Raw genomic sequence first — 24,125 nt, 5'->3', positions numbered from 1 at the left:
CATCTTCTATTTTTAATCTAAAAATCGCCATCTTTTCAGTATTTATTAATCCAGTCCAACTGCACGACAAAACGCACGGGGGTCGTTTTACGGTGCGCAGTTATTCTGGGGGGATTTCCGGAAATAACAGAGACGCAGCAAATAAACAGAAAAGATCTCTGCCCGTCTTTATCCTTGGATCCTCAGGCCCATGAGAATGAGCTACCATATTTCGCTGTTTTCTTATACTATGAGCGAGGCTAACGGAGTCTTCATCAAGTAATTGGGCATCGTCACACTCTTGAATTAGTTCGTAAAATGTTCCATCGGAATTGAGAAGTTGTTTCAAATGGTTTTCTATTATTTTGGCTATCTGGAGGGGGAGGGTTCCATCAATTTGAAAGTTCTTAATAGATTCTCCAAATACTGGGTCATTACCCGTTACTTCTAACGCCATATCTTTGACTATTTCATCTCTATCATCGGGCGATACGCTCGTTTTATGAGATAGCCTTCTGTTTTCTGCTTGGAGATGCTCAATTTGTTGGTACAACTCGGTATTTTCCTGATCTTTTTTTTCTAATTCGGCTCTGAGTGATTGTATATCCTTTTCTTGACTCATCAGTATATCTGCACGCTTATTGTCAGTGTTTAAAAATTTTAATAGCTCTGACAAAGATTGATCAATACGCTCAACATTCTTTCGAAGCTCTGCAGCTTCTTGATCTTCGGTTTCTTTTGCTTGAAGAAAAGGGGACACAACTGGTGAATATCCCTCCGGAGATGTGAACGAAGACTCTGGGGTTAAATCATCTCCGAATTCTGCTACAAGGGCATTGTACATTCGGACGGTTCGCGGATATACCCAACATCTACGTTGCGGATTCCACACTCTGCCCTGGATTCCTCTTGCCCGCTCTTTCTGATCAATTGGAATGGACAGAAGATATTGATTTTTTGTCTCTTGTATCCTAATCATTGCTAATTGTCTCTCCAATTATTGACTTACTTTCTTCACAGTAACGGCGTTGGATAGCATCTATCTTTATCGGTCTAACTCGCAACTGATTTCCCTCGTATGTGCTCAATTAAACGGACATTCACCAGGGTTTCAATCGATACGCCTTGTGCTTGGGCACTCTGCCAGAGTTCTTCTGCTATTTCAGGGAGTATCGCAACGCGAACTGCTCGCTTGTGTGGCGTATCAAAGCGAAACCATTCCCCATCATCTTCCATAAAATCAGCCGTATCCAGTTGATCCCAAAATGAGGTTTCCTCTTCATAGCTCTCGAATTTTGGGACTTGTAACTCTTTCATTTTCTTAGCCTCCTAAAGTTTCGTTTTTCACGGTCTGTCATATATCGAGCGGTAATGGGCTTATAGACTGTACCGCCAAATAGACTCTGCGAATAACGATATGCGATACAGCTGGTTCCCCATTCTTTATGAGCCACATCCATTAGCGTATATGCTGTGGTCACAATGGTCCCATCTTCAAAACATACGGTACTGGGATACCCGCAGTCCGAATGGTAGGCCGTGTCGCTGATGATGTATTCGCGATTTATATCAAAGGTGTTTCCTCCATCGTGACTCACAACAGCGCGAACTCCGAAGGGATATGCGCGATATCCGTATGTAATGAGTACTTTTCCATTTGGGAGAGCCGCAATGCTGCCGGGTGAAGCCCCTTGGTTCTGTGCTTCGAAAATGGTTTTTTCCCAACGCGGCCAGGTTTTTCCCCCGTCAAAAGAGTGGGCAAATTGATTTGGCTGATCGTTGAATCTGACATAGGCGAGCCAGTGCTTTTCATCCAGAGGTAGAAAACCCGTTTCGCTCCCGCCTGATTTCACGGGGGTTGATTCCTTCCAGGTCTCGCCGTTGTCAAACGACCAGTAAAGATAACTCATTCTCTCTGGCAATTTGGGGTTCTCGTCATACGCCTCTTGCGTGTAGTATCCCCGTGCGTTGAACACAAGAGCCCCGTTTGAGACCCGTCGCATCTGACCATGGGGATGAAGCCGGAGATCTTTTTCGGGAAATGCCAGAGACACTGGCTCTGACCATGTTTTTCCTTCATCTTCTGAGCGAATTACTTCGATCGATTTAAAGGGATCTCGCGTCGAGATACGTCCTTTCACGTCAATTTCGCTCATGACGCCATAGGCAAGCACGAGGTGCCCGTTCTTCGCCTGTCCAAACGCCGGGTTTCGCAAGTCTAAATTTCGTTCGGGATCTCCCCGCACAACCGCCTGATAATCCGTCCAGGTCCTGCCTTGATCCGATGAAAAGGAAAGACTGATTTCACCTCCACTGCCGGCATGACACGAACCGGTTCGCGATGCACAGCATAGCTTTCCGTCCGCCATCAACAAAAGTACGGGGAAAAATCCGCCCCCTCTGGCAAAAGGTTCGGGAAAGGTGCGCACACTCCCGTAGTCTTTTCTCAAGGGATCATCTTTGCATTCGGGAAACCGCAGAAAATGTTCGTCGGATGCCCTCCCTTCACGCAATGTTGGCCAACGCGTGCCCGTAGCAATAACGGGGACTTCTTCTATACGATCGACCAGAGAGACAACCTCAAACATCGTTTTACTCCTGAATGAGTGTGCCGTCATCGCTTTCTATTCATCCATGAACGCATAATCAAGCCCCACGCGAAGCCTGCTATCAACCAAATGGACAACATTGCAAACATCTTTGGCAAATCCCATTCGTTTCCATGCAAAACCTTCCACATCTGCGGCAGAATCTCGAGGATCAACCACATTGATCCACCCCAATAGACGATGCCTCTAAAAAGCCAATCTACAGTCTTAGCTTGAATCAAGGGACGTTCCAGAACATTCGCCAATCTTTCTTTTTCTTTCTCGATCCATCTATGGCGGTAGAACCGAGCAGGAAAATACCACAGTGGAAAAGTAATCGCCAATATGGCGAGGCTAAAAATGTTCCAGAGACAGGGAATTATTTGATGGCAATTTGGACATAAAAAACCAAACCAATGCCCAAAGGAATTTCTTTTTGCCCACAAACGAGAGTCATTTAGAGTTTCACAGTGGGGACAGGGAACATAAGTACGTTCCATCAAAGGTTTATCGCTCTCTTCGTCAATCAACATGACTTTGGGGATTCGTTGTCCCAAAATCAGTTCGTTGAATATCAGTCCTGGATTCAAGATCCAGTGTAAGACAAGGGGGTGCGGTATGGCCCGTATTTTGAATCTGTTTTTGTCGTATTGTATCGGATTCATCTCTATGTATGCCCTCTGCTTGTTACCCCCTAATCGACAATGGGCAAATGCACCGTTGTGCCTCGTTCGACGGAGCGGAATACGGCTTCGGTGAATTCCATGTATTTTACGCCCTGATAGAAGGTCGATTCGGCGGGTTTGCCGGTTTTGATCATGTCGATAAAATCTGCCTCAACTGTCCATTCGCGCATGTCGGATGCTGGGACATCCAATTCCTGCAATGCGCCATCGCTGGATTTGGCACCCAATATCCGCTGCTCATCCAAAACGGGGGAGGTTTCGTAAATGAGTGTGCCGTCCGTGCCGTAAATTTCGATGCTTTCACCCGGCGCGTGATGCGCGGTGCCGGAGAAGAGATAGACCGCAGTTGCGCCGCTTTCCATTTGTGCCAAAATATTCACGGTGTCTGGGCGGTCAACGGGTCCCGTGCCGTCCTCTGTAGAGCGTTCGGTCACATATGTTTCTGCGTGTGCGGATACGGATTTGGTATAGCCACACCAGCGGTGTACAAATTCCACCAGCATGCCCACGCTCATGGTGTTTAAGCCGGAAAAGCGACCGATTTGTCGCCAGTGTAGTGGCGTACTGGGATCAATACCCCCAGGCGTCATTGAGCGGATGACGATGTTGCGAATATCGCCAACATATCCTTCGGCGATCAACCGCTGCATAAACCAGTCGCCTTTTAATGCGTGCGGTGGCTGACATATCTGGTGCGCGAGGTCTGATTCCATTGCTGCGGCATACATGATTTTTGCCTCGCGCAAATTCATTGCCATGCGCGCCTGCACAAATGCATGCTTGCCAGCATTGAGGGATTCGAGTACAAACTCGCAGTGTTTGTACGGCCAGGTGCCAATCATCACGGCATCGATGTCATCTCGCGCAATGAGCGCGTGGGGATCGGTCATGAGGTCGGGGCTTAACCCAAATTCAGTTGCAATTTTGCCGCCACTCTCTTCACTGCGGTTGCAAATTGCCACGACCTCGGCATCGTCTATTTGAGCCAATCCCGGAAAGTGGCGGGTGCGAAAAATACCGCCCGCGCCAATAATACCAATGCGAATATCTGCCATTACAACCTCCATTTTACGGCATGGTCAAATCTTCGTAGCCCGTCAGGTGATATTCATACCCCAGATAGTCCAGCAAATTGCACAGGGCGCGAAATGCCACGCCAAAACCATCAATACCACTAAAGCCGCCAAATTGTCCACCGCCCTTTACATGCGGTTCCAGATCGATAAATACACCCGGCACCCCCAGTTCCTGAAACTGGCTTTGCAGGCGCGGCACGAGTGTTTTAAAATCCCGCAAGACCATTTCATGTCCGGCATCGCCCTGATCGACGGGAATAAACCGCGTCAACCCTCTCTCTGTTGCGCGGTCCAGCATCGGCTGGTTGGCAGGCGCGTTAAATCCTTTAATGTGGATCCATCCCAATCCGGGCTTTGTTTTTTCATATTCGGCAAAAACGCTGTCCGGGCTGTGTCCTATGCTTTCCATGTTGCCCACATCCATGATGATGCAGGTGTTGGGACTGTCGATCTTTTCGTGCAATGCGATCAGTGTTTCGCCATCTCCACCGATTAAATGCGATTCCACTTCAGAACCGTAGATCAGGCCTTCGCTTGCACACAGGGCTACAATTTCTGAGAGCTGATCTGCCGCTTGGTTTAGATGCGGCCAGGGATCGGTCCCATGTGGATGGTAATAGCTAAACCCGCGGATGAGTTTTGTGTCGAATGCATGGGCGAGTTCGATGGCGCGTTTGACATCTGTCTCCAGATATTCCTTAAACGGCACATAACGATTGTTGGTCCCGTCATCCACGTCCAGCAATTTTACTTTTCCAAGCGGGGAACCAATGCTCGATACCGAAATACCAAATTCACCGTGCAATTTTTGGAGTTGTACAATCTCCTGCGCGGTCAATTCCATTGCGTTCTTTACCCCATTGCCCACGTCGATAAACCGAATGGTGTAATAAGATAAGCCAAGCGCGCGCATCATGGTAAATTGCTCTTCGGCGCGTTTGCTCACCGGTCCTTCGTCGGCAAAACCCGATAAAATCACCTCTGCCACAATAATACTCCTTTCTATGGATCAGGCCAAAGCACGGGAATCAATCGCAGTGTGCCAGTGCCCTGATCGCAAGCTGGCGTAATCTCAATTGATTGACTATCCCTGAAATCCACGTTGGCCAATACAACGGCTGATAAAAAAGTACACGATCCTCCAGGGGCTATTTCAGCGGGTGTACATACATCTTCGCTCATCCCCAACACAGTGCCGTTTTCACCCAACACCCGCACGCGCACCTTAAGGCCCGTGAGTTCCAAACCCGATTGACTGTCAAGATTACCACTAATGTGGATAAAGCTCGGATCTTCAGGTGTAACCGCAGGCTCCCCTATAATGGATGGGTTGCCCAAAACGACTAAATCTTCAGGAATAAAAACCCGCGACCCGGCAGAGTCGTCTTTAGAACATCCGAATAAAAAAAAGACGGACAAAAGTCCAATAATGTATTTCATCGCTGTGTCCTCTGTTGTGTGATACGGCTTGTTTGACGCAACAATATACACGCCAAAACCGTATCGGGCAAGGGGGGTATTAGGAGTCAGTTGGCTACTGGCTACTTTCCTCAAAATCAAATGTTACCACGTTCTGCACGCCCGATAGACTCGAACGCGGGGCAAATGCCATTGTCAATGCAATTTTCTGCACCTGTCCCGCGTCAAATCTGGAAAACCGATGGGTTGTGCGGGCTATTTCTTCGCTGTTAGCGGTCCGCAATTTCCAGGTCATGATAAAAGGGCTGATTATCGGTACTGGTCCCGTATTAACGACTTCGGCCAGGATATTGACTCCCACAATATCACCCGCCGCATTGTGGATCGGCTCGCGGTGTACGTTGGCTATGGACATAAAATCCGAAAGTATCTCGTTTTCAGGCGATATGGGAACGCCGCCACAACCGAGCAAAAGGCATACGATCAGCCATCTCATGGATTATTTACTTTCCAAAATACGCTATGCCCACCAGGCCGATGAGCCAACAATAATAGGCAAATTGTGCAAAATGTCCGCCGCTGAGCAATCCCATGAGCCATCGAATGGCAAATACGCCGGATGCATAAGCCACAATAGCACCAATCAGCAGGGGCCATAGTGCGTTCATTTGCGGGGGATGGGCGAGCAGGCCGCCAACTTCTAATGCAGTTGCGCCAAAAATGATGGGGATGGAGAGTAAAAAAGAAAATGTTGCGGCTTCGCGGCCGTCCAGCCCGCGCCACAGGCCCATGCCAATGGTTGAACCCGATCTGGAAATTCCCGGCAATACGGCGAGGGCCTGTGCAAAGCCGATTAAAATGGCGTCTAAAAATGTAATTTTCATGCGGTCACCCCTCGCAAACCGCGTGCTCCACAAAATACAGCCGGTCGCGATCAAGAATCCGCATACGGCGACCGGACTGGCGAAAGCCTCTTTGAGGATGTCTTTGAACAAGATTCCCACGATGCCTGCGGGAATGGATCCGATTATCAACAGGTAGATTGTGTGCCAGGATGCGCTATCGCGTCGCAAACATCCAACGACTAAGTTGCTGATTCGCGCTCGCAATGCGGTCACTATAGCCAGCAAAGTCCCAAAGTGTACGATCACTTCAAAGGTTATATTATCGGTTTGGATTCCCCATGCCGCTTGTCCCAATGCGAGATGTCCCGAACTGCTTACGGGCAAAAATTCGGTTAGCCCTTGCAATAGCCCCAGGAGCATGGCTTCAAATGGTGTCAAGATATATCCTCAGGCTCTCTTCCCGCCTTTTAACAACGCTTCCAATAATTCTATCACAGGTACTATAGATGCATCGTTGCAGATTACAATATCGTAAGCGCGTAGATATGTAGCGCGATTTTCTTCGACCGATTCGTTCAAAAATCCCACGCGAATGATACAGTCTGCATCGGCGTCGTTCACCATTTGTGCATCTTCTATGGTGTCTCCCAGGAGGAGGACGTAGCTCTGTGGGGTACTTGCATGGCGCGCTTTGTTAAAGCTGTGGATTACCGGCTCGCAAAATCCCGCCACTGCGCCATGTGTATCGAATATCAATTTGTTTGCCGTTATTGTTACATTTGCAGTGAACAATGATCTAACTGTTAAGAATTTTGAAATGACGTTGCCAATGCCCGCGGATAAAATCGATAGAGGTATCTCTCTGTCTGCCAATATTTTAAAAAGATCGATGGAACCATCGCGCAAGCGCATGAAATCACGGATAGCAATGTCTTCTATTATATTTTCAGTAAGGCCGTATTTCTGCATCATCGCAAGTGCCGCTGCCCACCAGTCGCGCATGGCTTTTTGTTTTTTACGGTGCGAGATCGTCTGCGATATTTCAATGGGGCGATACCGCGCGTACAGACAATCCATTTCAACGCGATATGCCTCTCCCAAATAGGCTCCGTGCGCAATTACCGAATAGGAGGTCGCATCTTGCCCATCTTCTGTTCGCGCTTTTGTCAATGTGCGGTCCCAATCGCTGACCACACACAGTTGTTCGGTTTTCGTATGGCTGTTCAATTGCGCGATTTTGCCCTGCAGGGCTACCTCATCAGCAATTAATACATGGTCCATTGACAACCTTGATTTTTATAGTGAGATTCGAGGCAGGGATGCCTCTCCTACGGGTTCGTCTATTCGTCTATTCGTCTATTCGTCTATCCGCTCGCTGATCTCACCGGTTTCTTTGTCTTTTACAATTCGCTTCAGGCGTCCATCGGGCATGCGCTCGGTTTTCAGGGTGACAAATGGTGCGTCTGTTTCGGTTGATGTGGTTTCCTGATCTACTTCACCGCCGCGCCATTCCATTTCTATCGGTTCCCATTGTTTTGTTTTTGCCGATTTGTAACACGCATCTATAATCGCATTGACGACATAGCCATCATACAGTGTTTCCATTGGTTCGCGTCCTTCATCCCAGGCGTTGAACATATCCACGAACATGTCCGAATATCCCAGTTCTGCGACTTCGTCTCCCACAGGGAAGAGCCATCCCGTATCGCCTTCGGCTTTTTCCGCTACATACCCTCCTTGTCCCACGGCTGTGAACATGTCAAATCCCGTGCGCAACCAGTGGTTGAGCCAGATTGTTCCTTCTGTGCCCGCGACCTCGTCCCGCAGGTCCATGCCGCCGCGAAATGCCCATCCGACTTCAAATTGGCCCATGGATCCATTTTCAAATTTGATCAAGCCAATCCCGTGATCCTCTGCCTCGACTGGATGTACGAGTGTGTCGGACCAGCACATCGCTTCGACCGGGCGAATGCCTTTGCCGATGAAGTTACGAATAATTTCGATGCAGTGACATCCCATATCGACAATTGCGCCGCCACCTGCTTTGTCTATGTCCCAGAACCAATCGCTGTGGGGCCCGGGGTGCGTTTCGCGCGATCGTACCCATAAGATGCGGCCCAATGCGCCATTTTTCACGGATTCAAGAGCTTTTAGGGTTTTGGGAGGATATACCAGGTCTTCTAAATATCCGCCAAATACACCTGCTTTTTCCACTGCATTCAGAATTTGCTGGGCTTCATCAGCGGTGCGTCCGAGGGGTTTGGTACAAAATACGGCTTTGCCAGCCTGTGCCGCGAGTCTTGCGGCTTCGAGGTGTAGATCGTTGGGTAAGCCGATTACCACGCCGTCGGTTTCCTCGTCTTCAATTGCGGTTTTGAGATCCGTTGTCCATTTTGGTATGTCCCATTCTTCCGCAAATGTCCTGGCGCGTTCTTCGGTTCGCGAATACACGACTTGCACTCGATCAATTCCCCGATGTCTGTGCAAGGTCATGGTGTAAAACATTCCGATCAGTCCGGTTCCCAACATGGTCAATTTATGTCCTTCAGCCATTTTAAGCTCCTTAAAAAAGTTGTCAGCAATCATCCAAATAGCGTCGGTTGAATCACGCCTTCATGTGTTAAGAGAAATCTTTTCTTGTCCATCCCCCCAGCATATCCCGTGAGATGACCGGATGCACCGATTACACGGTGACACGGTACCACTATTGCCACGGGATTTTTACCATTGGCCGCGCCCACGGCTTGCGATGCGCCTGTATTGTCCAATGCACAGGCGATGTCGCCATAGGTTCGCGTCTCTCCAAAGGGTATTTCCAGCAGTAATTCCCACACGCGCTTCTGAAAATCCGTTCCGAGCAAGTCCAGTGACAGATCGAAGACTTTCAGCGTCCCATTAAAATACATCGCGAGTTGTTCGGTTGCGGCATTTATGATCGGATGATCCTCTGTACGAGGCAAATTTGTCTTCGCCTGTTCCGTTTGATCACTTTCAAAAGCAATTGCATGTACGCCATTATCTGAGACCAATACGGTCAACGGGCCCAGTGGACTTGCCACATCTTCCCATACGGTCTCTCGCGGCAATTGCTTTAAGATTTGTAAATCTAACACAGCGACCTCCATGGAAGTGAGATATATCCTTACCTTTATTATACAAAAAAACGGGACGTGTGCTCAAAAGAACATACGTCCCGTTAGGGGGAGAAAGATGGACGGGTTTACTCAATCGGCTTAAAACAGTATCCCACGCCTCGCACAGTGCGGATCATTTCCTGCGCTGTGCCCAGTTTTATGCGCATGCGATGAATATGTGCATCGACCATCCGTCCATTGCCCAGATAGTTGTATCCCATCTCCAATCTCGTTCTTGAATCCCTTTGTGTTCCGTGTTATATTGAGCGGTCGTTTTTTCTTTTTATGCGTGTGGCTACGCCATGCCTGCGGCGTGCGGCGACCGACTTTTTGTCACCAGAGAAGACGCGAATGAGCGTCTGAAGAAAAGTCGGCGAGCGGGGTACAACTGACCGTTTCTCAGGTCAGTTCAAAAATGCCGCTCTCAAACGCCGAGGGGCTTGCACAGCGCGAGCGGGGTACAACTAGCCGCCTCTCAGGCCAGTTCAATCGTTTGTGAGGATGTGGATGTACAAACGATGATAGCCTTCTAAGTTGAATGGACAATGAGTGTCCGTTGCGAATCGGACTCGCGCGCTGTGCGCTTTTCGTCTTTTATCTGCGTTTATCTGCGTACATCTGCGGATACTTTTTGCTTTTAATAACTATCCATGGCCCTTTCATCTGAAATACAAGCTGAAGCATCTCCCGCGCCGGATACGATAACGTTTCGGTCTATTTTGTTGGGGCTGGTGACCATTGCGGTTGCGACGTGGTACATGAGCTATTTTGCGGGGAATCTGGTCAAGAGCTATTTGCCCGTGGCTGCTTTGATTCCCTTTGTGATGTGGGTGGGGATCAATGTGGGGCTGATTCATTTCGCGCCGCGATTCGCGCTGTCCCGCATTGAGTTGCTCACGATTTTTTCAATGATGTGGATTGTCGGCAGTTTGCCAGCGGTGGGATGGGGGTTTTATGCGGTGAGTCTGATTCCGTCGCCCGAGTTTTTCGCCTCGCCGGAAAACCGCTTGCGAGATACAGTCATTCCCTTTTTGCCCAGGTGGTTCTTTTTGGACGCCAATATACCCGATGTGCGGGCGGTGTACACCGGGCGTCATCGCGGCGATCCCGTGCCGTGGTTGCTGTGGGTGCGGCCTTTTTTCTGGTGGTTTGTCGGCTGTATTAGCGCGGTGATGGCGGGATTTTTCGGCAGCGTGCTTTTTTTTAAGCAGTGGCAGGAAAAAGAGCGTCTGGTCTTTCCCATGTCCGAATTTCCCGTGGCTTTGATCGAGGGCGCAGATGAAGGCCGCGTGCCCGCTGTGTTGCGAGACAAAATTTTCTGGATTGGGTTCTGGTGTGTGGGCGGTGTGATTTGCTGGAATATTGTGGGCTATTTTCAACTGAATATGCCTCGGATTACGATTTTTGATCACTATCTCACCAAAGCCGTGGATTTGGGTCCGTATTTTCCTGCGTATTATTTGCGCGTGCAGCCACTGATTATGGGCCTGGCATATCTTTGTCCAGCCGATATTTTGTTCAGTGTGTGGTTTTACAATGTGATTAATATTTTCAAGGTGGGGCTGCTGAATCGCACAGGATTTACGGTGGGATTAGAAGGACAGCCCGCCAAGGCTGGCGAGATTGCGATGCTCGAGATGCACGGCGCGCTGGCATGCCTGGTGCTGTGGTCGGTGTGGGTTGCGCGGAAGCACTTGAAGGAGACGGTTCAAAAAGCGTTGAGCCGATCTCGTGCCGTTGATGATGGCGTGCCCATTACATATCGCACGGCATGGGTTGGGCTGGGGTTGGCAACGGTTGGTGTCGGCGGCTGGATGATGTCCTCGGGGGTGGGGTTCTGGGCGATGGTGGGGCAACTCATTCTGATGTTTATGTGTTATTTCGGCATTGCGAAATACGCGGCCGCAACCGGATTTACCTATCTCAATCCCGCTGGTGGTAAAGGCGTGGCGCTGATTCACTCTGTGATTGGCACCTCGAGACTTTCGCCCACGTCGCAGTCGATGCTGATTTTGTTCAATCGCAATGTGTTTTTGGGAGCCTCAATACGAACGACCTGTCTGGCTGCTATTCCGCATATTTTTCGCATGTTTGGCAATTCGCTACGCCGGCATCCGTGGATATGGGGGATGGTGCCGCTGGCGTATTTGGTCGGGTATATGAGTGCGGGTGGTTTTTATTTGTTTCGGTGTTATGACGAAGGCGGATTGAATGGGCTGCTGGTGTCGTGGCCTATGGATTCACTCATTTCGCGGGTGCCCTATATTGAAGGCAGCAAAATATCGGTTTTTGATACGCAAAAGCTCGGTGTGTGGTTGTTTGGTTTTGCAGAAGCAGGTGTTTTGACTTATTTGCGTTCGCAGTTTGCGTGGTGGCCTTTTCATCCGGTCGCCATTGCGTTTCCGCCCGGGCGATATGCGTTTTGTTTGTTGCTCGTGTGGCTGGTGAAGGTGGCTGTGTTGCGATTTGGGGGCGTGCAGCTTTACAGGCGGTCGCTGCCGTTCTGGTATGGCGCTATTGTCGGGTATTTATTTGGCATTGCGCTGTCGAGTGTTGTGGATGCGATCTGGTTTCCAGATAGCAGGCATTTTGTTCACGGTTGGTAAAGGGGAGTGCGATTATGTCTGATGCAGAAATAAAAAAGTTATATGGGAGTGCGACAGTGAGTCCGTCGGAAGATGTGGTGGCCGGGTCCTGTGGCACGTGGACGCTGACTTATACGGCAGGAGAAAAAGGGGTTGCGAAAGGAGGGACGATTCGGATTTATACGGATGCGGATTCAGACCGCGCAACGCCTCAGATGGATGATCCCGCAGGGGAAGATTATTTGACGGTTGACGCGCCGAAAGAAGCGCGTGTGGGCGCGCTGGTGCAGAGTATGATGTCGCTTTTGCTGACTGTAAATGGACGTGCTCTGGCAGAGGGCGAGCAGGTCTCGGTGACTTATGGCGATACGACAGGCGGCGGACCGGGATTTCGGTCGCAGACTTTTGCCGAGGCGCAGCACTTTTTCTGGGTGGCTGTCGATGCGGGAGATGGGGAGGCCACGATATTACCCGATCCGCCGTTTTTGCGCATTGTGGGGGGCGAGGCTGTGAAGCTGGTGATCAATGCGCCGTCTATTGTCGCGTCTGGCAAACCGTTTCGCATTCAGGTCAAGGCCGAAGATGCCTGGGGTAATCCAGCGGTTTCTTATCGCGGGGATGTGGCACTCAATGGCAATGATGTGCGCGTGCCGCAAACCGCGAGTTTTGGCGATGTAGAAGGGGGTGTGCGGTGGGTGGATGAATGTGTGGTAGAGCGCGGTGGGATTCACCGTGTCGATGCCGATGATGGTACGCTGGTCGCGCAGAGCAATCCGATTGCGTGCCGCAATGCAGCACCGCAATTCGCGCTGTATTGGGGAGACTCACACGGCGGTCAGGTGGCTATGGCGGAGAAGATTCCCGATTTTTTCAGGTATGCGCGAGATGTTGCAGCGATCCACTTTGCGGGGTATCAGCGCAATGATCACGTTTTGAGCAAACGCGATTGGGTGTTGCAGCAAGAGACGGAACGCGCGTATAATCAGCCGGGGCAATTTGTCGCTTTGCCGGGCTTTGAGTGGTCGGCGCAAACCACGCGGGGCGGACATCACAACGTGTATTTTCGGCGGCACGATCAGCCCATCCGTCGGTCTGGACATGAGGGATTGGCTGATAAGTCTGACGAAGATACGGATTTGAGGCATATTACAGAGGTCTATGAAGCGTATCGCGGGACGGATACGGTGATTACGGCTCATGTGGGGGGGGAACATTCCGATTTGCAATACCACGATCCCTATCTGGAACCCGCTGTGGAAGTGACATCGGATCACGGGACATTTGAGTGGATTTTGCAGGAGACATTTGAGCGCAATTATCGCATGGGATTTTTCGGTGGGAGTGATAGCCACAACGGGCGACCAGGCGGGGATACGCCGGGTTTTCAACACCGGCGTTATGCCAAGGCGGGATTGGCTGCGGTTTATGCACCTGAGTTGACGATTGAGAGTGTTTTGGACGCGTACAAAGCGCGGCGCATTTACGCGACAACAGGTGCGCGAATTTTGTTGCATACTTCGTGTGAAGACCATTGGATGGGGGAGGAGTTCACAACGGGAAATACACCGCGTATCTCGGCTTTTGTGGCGGGTACTGCGCCGTATGAGTCTGTGGAATTGTACCGCGGGTTGGAACGGATTTATAGCCATCCGATTGAAGGGGCAAAAGACCACAACCGCGTGCGTATTTTGTGGGAGGGCGCGAGTCGCAAGAGCAGTTATTCAGGCGTGATCTGGGAGGGTACACTGAGGGTTTCAGGGCGTGCTATTAATGGTGTTGAAAAGATCCGGTTTGATAGTCCGCGATCTCGCGTTTTTGATGTGACCGATGAGGGGTTGCGCTGGTATTCTGTGGCGTGTGGGTATCGCAGTGGTATTATTCTGGATCTGCCGGGTGATGGCGACGTGGATATAGAATGCGTGGTGAATACTTCGGTTATTACCGGTCCCTTATTCGGCGATCAGGGTATCAAACCGCCGAGGCGCATGTCTTATGCGCCGGCTGAAAAGGTCGGATTTCACGTTGGGTCAAGTGATCTGGAAAATGGTCCGGTGACAATGGAACTCGGTCCATTGAACAGACGCGTGACCATTGATTTCGCGCCCGAGGCACAGGCCGCGGGAGAGGTGTCGTTCGATTTTACCGATGAAGACGCAAAGCCGGGTATCAATCCGTATTATGTTCGCGTGGTGCAAACCGATATGGAGATGGCCTGGAGCAGTCCAATTTTTGTGGATTATGCCGTGGAGGAGGATTGAAATGGATGTGACGCGCATTTCAGCGTGTAGTTTTCCGCTTCGGGAAAGAGATCTGGATTATACGTTTAAGGTGATTTCCGAAGCGGGGTTTGACAAAATTGATCTGGTGGGGCGCATGCCGCATTTTTCGGTGACGGATCCCGATTACGATATGGACGAACTGCGTCGGGTATGCGATAAGTACGGCGTGGTGTTGGCAAATATCGGGTCGTACTGCGGGCGAGATTTTGTCGCCGATTCGGAGGCTGAGAGACAGGCTGCAATGGATGAGATGAAAAAGACGCTGGATGTGGGGAAGGCGTTTGGTTCAAAGTCCATTCGCATTATGCCGGGTGATGGCAAACGCGCTTCGATTGATACGATAGTGCCCTATTTTCAGGAATCCGCGGAGTACGCCGAGAAATTGGGTATTTACATGGGGATTGAAAATCACGGTACTGAAATTTCTGGCAATCCAGAGGCTTGTCAGGAGATTTGTGAGAAGGTCGATTCAGAGTATTTTGGAATTTTGTACGAGCCGTGCAATTTGATGGCTGCAGGTGCAGATTATAAGTCCGCTTTCGAAGTGTTTAAGGATTATATCGTGCATGTGCATATCAAGGATGGCGATTACAACTCGGAAGGGAAGTGGGAGCGGTGTATGCTCGGTGACGGTATTATCGATTATCACTGGGTGTGGGATCAGGTGGAAGCACTGGGCTACGATCGGGACTATGCACTGGAGTTTGAGGTGGGCGATATCGAACCCGTAGAGACGGGGTACCGGAAGTGGTATGAGACGTGGGAGAGGACGTGAGAAGGTAGAAGTGTGAAATGTAGGGGCAGTGCCTTGTGCCTGCCCGTTTGCGATCCGCAGATGGACGCAGATAGACGCAGATGATTGCAGGGCGAAAAATCTTTCGCCTGTACTGTGAAGTGTGAATAATTACGCCGTAGGAGCGGCATCCTTGCCGCGAATGCTACGACGAAGAGTGAAGGGGTCGGTGGGGGCTGAGGCTGATAGCTGACTGCTGATCGCTTTCTTACAATACCGCAATTGCCGCGTCGAGGCGGGGGAGTATGCGGTCGGCGCTGTCGTGATTTTGATGTGCGGTAAAGAAATTGGGTACGGCGAAGACGGTCATGCCTGCGGCTTTTCCAGATTGTACGCCAGCGGTGCTGTCTTCAAATACGACACAGGTTTCGGGGGAGACATTGAGTTTTGCAGCGGTTTTGAGGTAGATTTCCGGAGCGGGTTTGGTGCGGGTGACGTCACTGCCCGAAAAAATAGCGCCAAATATGTCGTGGAGCGCGCTGGCATTTACGTGGGGCAAGACGCCGTTTCGAAGTGTGGCGCGCATGCGCTGGCGCGGCGTGGATGATGCGATGCCGAGTTTGTAGTGTTTGTTTTGAAGATGTGATAGCAGGTCGAGAAAGCCGGGCATGAGGTCGATTTGATCGGGGTCTGCGATCGCGGTTTCAAATCGGGTCATCCAGGCTTCGTGGAAGCCTTCGGGACGGATCGGCAAGTCGTAGTGTTCGACGGCGTCTGCGCTGTTGCTTTCCACGGGATGTCCAACACAACGCACATAACCTTCGCGCGGGATGTCAATCCCCAGTTCGTTGAGTGTCTGGTTATAGGTGTTGTAATAAATATTTTCCGTATCGACAATCAGGCCGTCCATATCAAATATGACGGCCTGGTATGGTTTCTGCATAGTTTTTTCCTACAAGCTCAAGGTGAGAAGTGAGTCTTCATTCTGGTCGTCGAGAAAAGTAGCGATTCGGTTTTTGTTCCGCAACAATAAGTCCGCAACCTGGTTGGTCCCAGCATTTCCCACGATAAGATAGATGACCTTTGGAGGATGACCTCGGAGGACGCTGAGTTGACGCAGGTCTTCATCCTTTGATACGATTGCGAAGCCCTGGTCAGCTGCGTAAGTCCAAATCGCTGTATCAGGTTGGCTACGAAGCCCTACTTGATTGACACTGGAGGTTCCGGGAAAGGCTTCCTCAATCCGTGCTATGAGCCGATGACTCAGGTTCTCATCAAGGAGAAGTTTCACGTTGTGGCACTGGATTCAAGTTGGAGGTTATGAAAATTGGAAAATTCCCGTGCAGCGCGGATGTGCTGCTGCGTCAGATCTGGAAAATCAACTAATAGTTCATCCTCGGTCATTCCCCCAGCCAGGTATTCCAATATGTCATAGACGGTAATTCGGGTGCCTTTGAAGCAGGGCTTGCCACTACGGACAAAAGGTCGAGGCTCAATATAGTTTTTGAAGCTCATTTTGCCATACTTCGCGGCATCTTCCCGTAGATGATTCCCGCCTTTAGCCCGTGTAATTTCACTGGGTCCATAGTTACGTATTCTTAGGGCGAAATTTGCGGCATTCGCAAGGGCGATCCATTTCTTTTCTTTTATGGCTATAACGTGGTCATCATCAGTCGCGTAAAGAAAGAAATCAATATCCCCACTATCGTTTTTTTTAGGCAAAATCCCTTCCGTCATCAGGCGAATCAAATATTGTGTGTACATGTGGGCGTAGCACTCTACCCTGGGAATGGCATCGGTAAGTCGTTGAGCAGAGAATACACGGACGTCATCCTTATCTGCTTGGACAAAAGCACGTATCTGGCAGGCGGATATGGCTTGGGTAAGCCACTCTTCTGACCGCATTCCGGCGAGGAATCTCTCCTTATCTTCGCCTCGCAATTTAGGCACAGACGAAGACCGCTTTTTTGGATTCTTTGCGTACCACTCTTGAAACCCCGGGATGTTCTCCTGCATCAAGTAGATGAGAGAATCTACCCACTCTTGCTCGCCCTTCTCGCGCCATGTCGCTGTAAACGGTACATCCAGGCTCCATCGATCACGAAGTTCGTAGTCCGGTACGCTTCTGCGAACTTCCGCAAGGCTTTGACCTGTGGCCAAGGCACGGACAGCGTCGGAATATGAGGATGGCGGTTCCGCCAACTTGTAACCAAATATCTTTGTCAGATGCGATTCGGGATCCGGAAGTTCGTCTATCCGGTGCTTGAGAATGACATTAGCGGCAGCCTTTCGCTCCTCATAAGATCTGTCGTCGAGTTTAGATACCAACTCAATGATTGAGATGGGAGAGTAACAGAGGTGCTCTCCAGGTTTTTTGACATCCTCAATGTGGATGCGATTCAGTCCTATGTCGTAAAGCACATTCGTATCAAGAATCACTATCTTAGCCATATTGTGCTCCTTTTCATTCCCCTTCACGACGCAGGTTTTCGTTTGGCTTCGACGAAGTTATTGCAAAAAAGACGGCAAGAATTGGCGTAATGACAACGAAAACCGAAAGCAGAAATGCCATTTGCATCGTAGTAAGTCTTGAGTGCCTGAATCATTTGTTCTACTTTGCCGTAGATGTGGCAGAACGCGGGGGCAATGAAACAATTCTGTGACTATTTCTTTGTTTTTGCTCGCGAGCGGCACGGCAGATCGCTTTGATGTCGTGATGAAACCTCGCTGCATACACCTGGCGATTGCGGCGAATTTCTTCAACAATGGAATCACGCCACATGATTATACCTCCATGAATTCTTGGGGTGTACAGATTGTTGGCGGTTCGTAATCATAGGTGCGACAAATTGCCTCGATTTGGGAACGCAATATAGCGTTGGCTATATGCGTACAATTCCAAGTTCGAGGGTATGCCATGCAGTAGCCGACAAGTTTATGGTAGAGTCTTAACCCATTTCAGCATTTTTTGGCGATGCTGTTCCTCAAACTCGGGCGCGAGATATTGCTCGATAACACGGCGCGATACGAGATCTCCTAATGGTCCGCGTTCGAGCAATTCATCGGATCTCGGTAGGCTATCCAATTCGACAAGATCGGCGGCTTGCTTTTCCTCGCTCCAGGTGCAAAGAACGACCCCTTGCATCTGTTCAGGGGTCAAATTGTTCATGGTAGCAGGATTGTGCGTCGTGACGAGCACGCGGAGGTCTCGCCGCTCAATTGCTTCCGCTATTGCAGAAGTCAGAATGCCTATACGACCTGGATGAAGTCCATTATCAAAATTTTCCACAATAACATGCGAACTTGCTTGGACGGTCTCCAGAGCCGTCAGGATAGCGAGCGTTCGCAATATGCCATCTGACAATGAATGGGCTTTGCGATTTTTCTGTGCGATTTCTGGATACTGAGATAGAACAGAACGCTGCGATGAAACCGCTGTTTGAGGATTCCTGCCACGGTCAGCAAAGTTGTCATATATCACCATTACGTCACGCGATGCTGTCCCGGAGTTCTTAGGCAACGTTTTATAGATTACGCGGTCACCAACTTTTAACTCTTCGTACTGTATTTGAGAATGTGGTTTAGTGCGAAGGTGTATTCTATAGAGGACTTGTTTGAGCACACCATCGAATCGTAAAGAAGCCCCAAATCCTAACGCGAAGATGTCCTCGCCCATATGACCACAAGCCTGCAGGCCACCGCGAATCTGGAGGCCGGTCTCGGTGCGACCGACGTTAGCTATTTCATAGAGGGGTTGACCGCGCGCGATAAAGGAAAGTAACTCAATTGCTTCAATGACGTTGGTCTTGCCCGAGCCGTTTGGTCCAATCAGCAATGTAAATGGTCGCATCAGGTCAATGCTAACGTCTTTGAGTCCTTTGAATTCAGTGATGTGGTGCATTGGGTAATATTAGGATCCGCTCAATATTCAACGGGTTCTCGCGCAACAACGCGCTGGGCAGTTGCTGCAATCGCTTCGGGTGAGATGCCCGCTTCGTCGCGCAGCGCGCCCTGTGAACCGTGTTGGAAAAAGCGATCGGGAATGCCCAGGGTGTGTATGCGCTGGCCCTCTCTCATCTGGTCGCTCAAATAGCGCGCAACGCCCGATCCAAACCCGCCTTCGATGGTATTTTCTTCAACGGTGATCAGTATCTGATAGCGGTCGGCCAGATCGTCGAGCATTTCCAGATCCATGGGTTTGACAAAACGGCAATTGATCACAGCGGCAGAAATGCCGGCTTCCAGGAGTTTTTCTCGCGCCTGGCAGGCGTGATCTACCATTGTGCCCACTGCGAGGAATACCAGATCCTCACCATCGGCCAATGCTTCCCAGGAACCGATTTTCAAGACTTCGGGATCGCGCCCTGTAAGCGGGGTATGCACGTTGCCGCGGGGATACCGAATGGCAAATGGGTTATCGACTTGCTGCACTGCCGTGTATAACAAATCGCGTAATTCATCGCCGTCTTTTGGCGCGCTTACAATCATATTGGGCACACAGGTTAAGTAGGACAGATCAAAATCGCCGTGATGCGTGGGGCCATCTGCACCCACCAATCCGGCGCGGTCCATACAGAAAATCACGGGTGCCGATTGCAGGGCCACATCGTGAATGATCTGGTCGTAAGCCCGTTGTAAAAATGTGGAATAAATCGCTGCGACGGGGCGCATGCCCTCGAGTGCCATTCCGGTTGAAAATGTCACGGCGTGCTGTTCGGCAATGCCGACATCAAAAAAGCGGTCGGGATGCGCTTCGGAAAAAATGTCCAGACTCGTGCCTTCGGACATCGCGGCTGTTACGCCTACAATGCGGCTGTCATTATTGGCAAGCTCGATCATTGCCTCGCCAAAAACCGTCTGATATTTGGGCAGCGGCGTCTTGGGCGATGGCGGGCTGATCGAATGATATTTTATCGAATCGGCACCATACGGGTCTTCCTCATCTTCTTGAATTGCGCCCTTGCCCTTGATGGTGTGTACGTGTAATAGCACAGGGCCCTTCAGATCCCGCACATTTTTCAGGGTTTTTACCATCTCTTCCAGATCATTGCCATCCAGAGGTCCCAGGTACAAAAATCCCAGTTCTTCAAAAAGAATGCCCGGTACCAGCAGGCCCTTTAATCCCTCTTCGAATCCACTCAGCGCGCGGCGTAGATTTTCGCCTACGACGGGAATGCGTCCGGCCAAATTCCAGACTTCTCTTTTGATTTTTTTGTAAAGCGGATCATTTGTGATCCGATCTCTCACGCGATTGTAAATCGGATCGGTGATAATGCGCGTCAAATAATGCGAAATAGCACCGACATTGGGCGAGATTGACATGCGATTGTCATTGAGAATGACCAGCAGATCGCGATTGGATGCACCGGCGTTGTTCAATCCCTCAAGCGCGATTCCGCTTGTTATGGCGCCGTCGCCAATAACGGCGACTACTTTGTGCTTTTCGCCCATTAAATCGCGCTGTGTCGCAAATCCCAGTGCTGCGGAGATCGATGTGCCCGCATGTCCTACGGCAAATGTGTCGTACGGGCTCTCTGAGCGCATCGGGAACCCGCTAATGCCCCCCGGCTGACGAATGGTTTTGAGTGCTTCGCGCCGCCCGGTAAGCACTTTGTGTCCGTAAGCCTGATGCCCCACATCCCACACAATTTTGTCCTGAGGCGTGTTGTATAGATGGTGCAAAGCCACCGTCAATTCTGCCGCCCCCAGGCTGGATCCAAAATGTCCACCAATCTCTGTCACCACGTCAATGATATATTGCCGCAATTCCGCACAGACCTGGTGCAATTCTTCTATTGACAGGGATTTTAAGTCGTCAGGTGAATTGATTGTTTCGAGAAGGGACATGATGTCTCTCCTTGTGACAGGGTCAGTAATGCTGTCCGCAACATATGTTTAATATAAGCAACACCTGAAAAATCACAAAGTTCTAAAAATATGTCGCAACACTGCATAGTACACCCGCGCCAGGTTCTTCGACATTGTTGCGATCGCGGCGCCAATTGTAGAGATAGTTGAATTTGAATACCGAATCCGGTGAAGGTCTAAAATTGAGCCCCAAGGTCAGGCGTGTTTGGTGATCCCCTACCAGATCGGCATCAAAATCGACCCAATCGCAGCGAACAACACCTTCAAAATGACCATCTGGAATCGTCGGTAGTGCATCTTTGAAAAACGATGCACTACCTTGAATATAAAAACCTTGCTGCCTGGACGCATAAATCGATCCAATCAATCCAGGATGCAGATCTATGGATGCCCGAGCGTATTCTCCCAAAAATTGAAACGCGTTCCACGCATAATCAGCGTCGAGTGCAAAAATCGTCACATGTCGGGCCTCATCTATCGAAATATCTTCTAAAAACGTCGTGTTATATTGCCCCCGGTGAAAGGAGATCCCAAAATCTGCTTTGGGTATTGGGCTAATGCCTAATCGTCCGGTAAGTGCCGGGCTGTTATTGTTGTCTTCGACATTATGGCGTCCTTCGGCAATGCGCGTCCCCTCATCGCTCTCTCCGACCAGATCACTATCCAGACCATTTACGGCATACAATTCATACGTCAGGCGCATTGTATGGGAAGGATAAAATGCGCCAAAAATCCCTGCGCCGGGTTCTGATAACGCCGTTGGAATGATCTGGGTACTCACCAGGGGGCGATCTGTCATCTTATTGGATGGGCTATCGTGGGCCAAATTGAATTTTCCCAGAGGCGAGAGCAACATGCCTGCTCGAAATGTGAGGGCTGGATGAAGTTCAAAATCGAGAATAGCCAACTCGAGCAAAATCTCCTCAGTACCTTCCTCAAACTCCAACTCAGCCGCCATCCTGAAACGCTCAGATACAAAAGAGTGAAAAAACATATTGAACCGCTTGGGGACAAATATGCGCTCTTCCACAATACCATTTGTCTTCTCAAATCGAAAATGCGCCTCGGCATATCCACCAAAATTTGCCCTGCCTGAAGCGAGTTTAAACAGATGGGGTTTGTCGTAAGATCCACCTTTTACAAAGGGTGGTGGTGCGTTTTCACCTTCTGTTTGGGCATCGATACGCGCGCCCAAACAAATGGCCAATGCCAACAAAGTGTGACTGAACTGTTTCATCATCATACCGCCTTTATCGAATATGAATCTCAATGCCTTTAGCAGACATTTTTGTTTCATAACGCGCCAGAGGTTGTTCTGCAGGACCGCGAACGGCATTGCCTTCCAAATCAAACATCGACCCATGACAGGGACACAATAGGAAGTGATTTGAGGGTCTGACAAAACAGCGCAAGTGCGTGCAAATAGCTGAAAACGCCTGATAAGCGCCTTCCCTTCGGATAAGGATGAGAGGGTCTGCAACACCATTGACGCGAAGCTGAATCATCCCTCCCGACTGTCCCAGCTCGGGATAGTCTGTCGGATTGATCAGAATCCTGCCATTTGTAGTGCCAATCCGATAAACAGACGCGGTTGCACACGCAGAAGCCACACTGGCAACCAGCACATGTGAAGTCGCCAGGAACTCGCGACGCGTCAGATGAGATTCGCATTCGGATCGACTCATAATAATAGTGCCTATAGCGAAAGCAAAAACGCAAGCAGTGCTTCTTTATCCTCTGCGCTCAATCCCGCAAACCGCTCGCGTGAAGCCTGTGCTTCGCCGCCATGCGTCAAAATAGCTTCACTCAAATTGGTTGTGCGGCCATCGTGCAAATAGTGAACGGTGCCACCCAAATTATTAGCTGCCAGGCGCAAACCCACAAGAGGAGGAGTGCGCCACTCGCGTCCATTGGCAGTCCAATCGGCTCTGTTGTCAGCCAGACCCGGCCCCATGTCGTGCAACAGCATATCAGTATAAAGCGGCGCGTCCACAAAATTGAGAGAGGGTATTTTGCTCGGACCTGTTTTTAACACGGGTACATGGCAAGACGCACACCCTATCTGATTGAAAAGCATATCCCCTCGTTGAACCTGGGGGGTAATATCGCCGCGTTTGGGCACAGCCAATGTGCGAATGTACATCAATACATCCAGCACTTCAGCCGCGGGTACCTCGGGGTCTGGCGCAATATCGTTCAAAGACAAATCAGCTACCCGTGGATGCAGTGATTCTTCGGGTATATAATCAGTCGTAATACCTATGTCGTCGTGATAAGCTGCCACAATCTGGTGCAACAGGGATGCGACATTGGCCTTAAGGCCGAACCGACCGACTGCCATGCCAGGTCCTGATCCATTCATATAAGGCGGAACAAAATCTGGTGGTTTCACCCAATTCACACGTCCGGAAATCCCATCGCCGTCTGCATCTTCGGGATCGGCAAGCGCGATAATTGTTTCATCTGGAATAAACTCCATTAAACCCCGTGCAAAAACCGGGGGAGGCATTCGCACCGAAGTTTCAGCACCAGGTGGAATAGTCTCGGGATCTACCCCCGGAATGCTGCGATCCTGAAGCTGGGGCCCACCCAGCGTCGGCACGAGATCTCCATTGATGCTAAAACGCGTCAGTGCCGTTGCTGGCGTGCCTCGACCATCTCCTGGATGACAGGTCTCACAACTCGGCTGATTAAAAATTGGGCCCAACCCATCTGAAATGGTAAAAATTCGGGCAAATTGTTCGTCGCCTCGGGCGAATGCTGCCATAATAGAAGGGGGATTGTCCATAGGGGCGTCTGTTGTATCATCAGGTGCCGTCGTCAACAATTTGCCACATCCAACGAATAACAAATAAGTCTCTTATAAAAATAAGACCCTGACGACGAAAAGAGAGGTGTAGATGTAGGTGGGGGCCGTGTAATTAAAAAAAAAT

24 protein-coding genes and 1 pseudogene are annotated in these 24,125 nt (G+C 50.1%); 3 read left to right on the top strand and 22 right to left on the bottom strand.

Features of this window, described 5'->3' with window-relative positions:
• Positions 1 to 100 precede the first annotated feature (100 nt).
• The 13 genes from F4Y39_08195 to F4Y39_08135 all read right to left on the bottom strand — a co-directional run bounded on the left by F4Y39_08195 (position 101) and on the right by F4Y39_08135 (position 9,948).
• Positions 101 to 823, bottom strand: coding sequence for a hypothetical protein (locus tag F4Y39_08195; GenBank protein ID MYC13693.1), 723 nt, complete (start codon positions 821 to 823; stop codon positions 101 to 103).
• Positions 824 to 1,032: 209 nt separating this feature from the next.
• Positions 1,033 to 1,296 carry a hypothetical protein gene (locus F4Y39_08190; protein ID MYC13692.1) on the bottom strand — a complete coding sequence of 88 codons (264 nt, stop codon included), beginning with the start codon at positions 1,294 to 1,296 and terminating at the stop codon, positions 1,033 to 1,035.
• Entirely contained in the window at positions 1,293 to 2,597 is a 1,305-nt protein-coding gene (locus F4Y39_08185; protein MYC13691.1) for an exo-alpha-sialidase, read from the bottom strand. Before F4Y39_08185 ends, F4Y39_08190 begins: the two co-directional genes overlap by 4 nt.
• Positions 2,594 to 3,223, bottom strand: a complete 630-nt coding sequence (locus tag F4Y39_08180) for an MFS transporter (protein MYC13690.1) — start codon at positions 3,221 to 3,223, stop codon at positions 2,594 to 2,596. Before F4Y39_08180 ends, F4Y39_08185 begins: the two co-directional genes overlap by 4 nt.
• Positions 3,224 to 3,261: 38 nt before the next feature.
• A complete protein-coding gene (locus F4Y39_08175; GenBank protein ID MYC13689.1) occupies positions 3,262 to 4,320 on the bottom strand; it encodes a Gfo/Idh/MocA family oxidoreductase in 1,059 nt (352 codons plus the stop codon).
• Position 4,321: 1 nt separating this feature from the next.
• Positions 4,322 to 5,317, bottom strand: coding sequence for a TIM barrel protein (locus F4Y39_08170; protein ID MYC13688.1), 996 nt, complete (start codon positions 5,315 to 5,317; stop codon positions 4,322 to 4,324).
• A gap of 14 nt (positions 5,318 to 5,331) precedes the next feature.
• Positions 5,332 to 5,769, bottom strand: a complete 438-nt coding sequence (locus F4Y39_08165) for a hypothetical protein (GenBank protein MYC13687.1) — start codon at positions 5,767 to 5,769, stop codon at positions 5,332 to 5,334.
• A 94-nt stretch (positions 5,770 to 5,863) separates the two neighbouring features.
• Positions 5,864 to 6,244: a hypothetical protein gene (locus F4Y39_08160; protein ID MYC13686.1), complete on the bottom strand. Its 381-nt coding sequence runs from the start codon at positions 6,242 to 6,244 to the stop codon at positions 5,864 to 5,866.
• 7 nt (positions 6,245 to 6,251) lie between these two features.
• A complete protein-coding gene (locus F4Y39_08155) occupies positions 6,252 to 7,031 on the bottom strand; it encodes an undecaprenyl-diphosphate phosphatase (protein MYC13685.1) in 780 nt (259 codons plus the stop codon).
• A gap of 9 nt (positions 7,032 to 7,040) precedes the next feature.
• Positions 7,041 to 7,874, bottom strand: coding sequence for a hypothetical protein (locus F4Y39_08150; protein MYC13684.1), 834 nt, complete (start codon positions 7,872 to 7,874; stop codon positions 7,041 to 7,043).
• Positions 7,875 to 7,949: 75 nt separating this feature from the next.
• Positions 7,950 to 9,146: a Gfo/Idh/MocA family oxidoreductase gene (locus F4Y39_08145; protein MYC13683.1), complete on the bottom strand. Its 1,197-nt coding sequence runs from the start codon at positions 9,144 to 9,146 to the stop codon at positions 7,950 to 7,952.
• A gap of 29 nt (positions 9,147 to 9,175) precedes the next feature.
• Positions 9,176 to 9,718: a methylated-DNA--[protein]-cysteine S-methyltransferase gene (locus tag F4Y39_08140; GenBank protein ID MYC13682.1), complete on the bottom strand. Its 543-nt coding sequence runs from the start codon at positions 9,716 to 9,718 to the stop codon at positions 9,176 to 9,178.
• A 95-nt stretch (positions 9,719 to 9,813) separates the two neighbouring features.
• Entirely contained in the window at positions 9,814 to 9,948 is a 135-nt protein-coding gene (locus F4Y39_08135) for a hypothetical protein (protein ID MYC13681.1), read from the bottom strand.
• A gap of 429 nt (positions 9,949 to 10,377) precedes the next feature.
• On the opposite strand from F4Y39_08135, the gene F4Y39_08130 reads away from it, so the two are divergent.
• From F4Y39_08130 to F4Y39_08120, 3 genes are read left to right on the top strand one after another with little or no spacing between them, the layout of a single operon-like run.
• Positions 10,378 to 12,333 carry a hypothetical protein gene (locus F4Y39_08130; protein MYC13680.1) on the top strand — a complete coding sequence of 652 codons (1,956 nt, stop codon included), beginning with the start codon at positions 10,378 to 10,380 and terminating at the stop codon, positions 12,331 to 12,333.
• Positions 12,334 to 12,347: 14 nt separating this feature from the next.
• Entirely contained in the window at positions 12,348 to 14,570 is a 2,223-nt protein-coding gene (locus tag F4Y39_08125) for a DUF3604 domain-containing protein (GenBank protein MYC13679.1), read from the top strand.
• Positions 14,458 to 15,366, top strand: a complete 909-nt coding sequence (locus F4Y39_08120; protein MYC13678.1) for a sugar phosphate isomerase/epimerase — start codon at positions 14,458 to 14,460, stop codon at positions 15,364 to 15,366. Before F4Y39_08125 ends, F4Y39_08120 begins: the two co-directional genes overlap by 113 nt.
• A 226-nt stretch (positions 15,367 to 15,592) precedes the next feature.
• Here F4Y39_08120 and F4Y39_08115 read toward each other — a convergent pair whose 3' ends face one another.
• From F4Y39_08115 to F4Y39_08075, 9 genes and pseudogenes are all read right to left on the bottom strand, one after another.
• Positions 15,593 to 16,267, bottom strand: a complete 675-nt coding sequence (locus F4Y39_08115; GenBank protein ID MYC13677.1) for an HAD family phosphatase — start codon at positions 16,265 to 16,267, stop codon at positions 15,593 to 15,595.
• 9 nt (positions 16,268 to 16,276) lie between these two features.
• Positions 16,277 to 16,615 (bottom strand): hypothetical protein, encoded by a 339-nt coding sequence (locus tag F4Y39_08110; protein MYC13676.1) that lies wholly within the window; start codon positions 16,613 to 16,615, stop codon positions 16,277 to 16,279.
• Positions 16,612 to 16,839: a DUF433 domain-containing protein gene (locus F4Y39_08105; protein MYC13675.1), complete on the bottom strand. Its 228-nt coding sequence runs from the start codon at positions 16,837 to 16,839 to the stop codon at positions 16,612 to 16,614. Before F4Y39_08105 ends, F4Y39_08110 begins: the two co-directional genes overlap by 4 nt.
• Before the next feature lie 1,269 nt (positions 16,840 to 18,108).
• A pseudogene (locus tag F4Y39_08100) lies at positions 18,109 to 18,228 on the bottom strand (type II toxin-antitoxin system VapC family toxin).
• 31 nt (positions 18,229 to 18,259) lie between these two features.
• Entirely contained in the window at positions 18,260 to 19,225 is a 966-nt protein-coding gene (locus tag F4Y39_08095) for an ATP-binding protein (GenBank protein MYC13674.1), read from the bottom strand.
• Between the two features lie 20 nt (positions 19,226 to 19,245).
• Entirely contained in the window at positions 19,246 to 21,171 is a 1,926-nt protein-coding gene (gene dxs / locus F4Y39_08090) for a 1-deoxy-D-xylulose-5-phosphate synthase (protein ID MYC13673.1), read from the bottom strand.
• Positions 21,172 to 21,253: 82 nt separating this feature from the next.
• Positions 21,254 to 22,432 carry a hypothetical protein gene (locus F4Y39_08085; protein MYC13672.1) on the bottom strand — a complete coding sequence of 393 codons (1,179 nt, stop codon included), beginning with the start codon at positions 22,430 to 22,432 and terminating at the stop codon, positions 21,254 to 21,256.
• Positions 22,433 to 22,442: 10 nt separating this feature from the next.
• Positions 22,443 to 22,877 carry a Rieske (2Fe-2S) protein gene (locus F4Y39_08080; protein MYC13671.1) on the bottom strand — a complete coding sequence of 145 codons (435 nt, stop codon included), beginning with the start codon at positions 22,875 to 22,877 and terminating at the stop codon, positions 22,443 to 22,445.
• Positions 22,878 to 22,888: 11 nt separating this feature from the next.
• Positions 22,889 to 24,043 (bottom strand): thiol oxidoreductase, encoded by a 1,155-nt coding sequence (locus F4Y39_08075; protein MYC13670.1) that lies wholly within the window; start codon positions 24,041 to 24,043, stop codon positions 22,889 to 22,891.
• Positions 24,044 to 24,125: the final 82 nt, after the last annotated feature.

This window comes from Gemmatimonadota bacterium (assembly GCA_009838845.1).
In the GTDB taxonomy this organism is placed as follows: Bacteria; Latescibacterota; UBA2968; order UBA2968; family UBA2968; genus VXRD01.
This window is presented reverse-complemented; position numbering and strand designations above follow the sequence as displayed.

Bases quoted from the DNA above. Each gene is read 5' to 3' on its own strand.
- F4Y39_08195 (MYC13693.1), bottom strand. From the start codon at position 823: ATGTACAATGCCCTTGTAGCAGAATTCGGAGATGATTTAACCCCAGAG.
- F4Y39_08190 (MYC13692.1), bottom strand. From the start codon at position 1,296: ATGAAAGAGTTACAAGTCCCAAAATTCGAGAGCTATGAAGAGGAAACC.
- F4Y39_08185 (MYC13691.1), bottom strand. From the start codon at position 2,597: ATGACGGCACACTCATTCAGGAGTAAAACGATGTTTGAGGTTGTCTCT.
- F4Y39_08175 (MYC13689.1), bottom strand. From the start codon at position 4,320: ATGGAGGTTGTAATGGCAGATATTCGCATTGGTATTATTGGCGCGGGC.
- F4Y39_08165 (MYC13687.1), bottom strand. From the start codon at position 5,769: ATGAAATACATTATTGGACTTTTGTCCGTCTTTTTTTTATTCGGATGT.
- F4Y39_08160 (MYC13686.1), bottom strand. From the start codon at position 6,244: ATGAGATGGCTGATCGTATGCCTTTTGCTCGGTTGTGGCGGCGTTCCC.
- F4Y39_08150 (MYC13684.1), bottom strand. From the start codon at position 7,874: ATGGACCATGTATTAATTGCTGATGAGGTAGCCCTGCAGGGCAAAATC.
- F4Y39_08145 (MYC13683.1), bottom strand. From the start codon at position 9,146: ATGGCTGAAGGACATAAATTGACCATGTTGGGAACCGGACTGATCGGA.
- F4Y39_08140 (MYC13682.1), bottom strand. From the start codon at position 9,718: ATGGAGGTCGCTGTGTTAGATTTACAAATCTTAAAGCAATTGCCGCGA.
- F4Y39_08135 (MYC13681.1), bottom strand. From the start codon at position 9,948: ATGGGATACAACTATCTGGGCAATGGACGGATGGTCGATGCACATATT.
- F4Y39_08130 (MYC13680.1), top strand. From the start codon at position 10,378: ATGGCCCTTTCATCTGAAATACAAGCTGAAGCATCTCCCGCGCCGGAT.
- F4Y39_08125 (MYC13679.1), top strand. From the start codon at position 12,348: ATGTCTGATGCAGAAATAAAAAAGTTATATGGGAGTGCGACAGTGAGT.
- F4Y39_08120 (MYC13678.1), top strand. From the start codon at position 14,458: ATGAAGACGCAAAGCCGGGTATCAATCCGTATTATGTTCGCGTGGTGC.
- F4Y39_08115 (MYC13677.1), bottom strand. From the start codon at position 16,267: ATGCAGAAACCATACCAGGCCGTCATATTTGATATGGACGGCCTGATT.
- F4Y39_08105 (MYC13675.1), bottom strand. From the start codon at position 16,839: ATGAGCTTCAAAAACTATATTGAGCCTCGACCTTTTGTCCGTAGTGGC.
- F4Y39_08095 (MYC13674.1), bottom strand. From the start codon at position 19,225: ATGCACCACATCACTGAATTCAAAGGACTCAAAGACGTTAGCATTGAC.
- dxs (MYC13673.1), bottom strand. From the start codon at position 21,171: ATGTCCCTTCTCGAAACAATCAATTCACCTGACGACTTAAAATCCCTG.
- F4Y39_08085 (MYC13672.1), bottom strand. From the start codon at position 22,432: ATGATGAAACAGTTCAGTCACACTTTGTTGGCATTGGCCATTTGTTTG.
- F4Y39_08080 (MYC13671.1), bottom strand. From the start codon at position 22,877: ATGAGTCGATCCGAATGCGAATCTCATCTGACGCGTCGCGAGTTCCTG.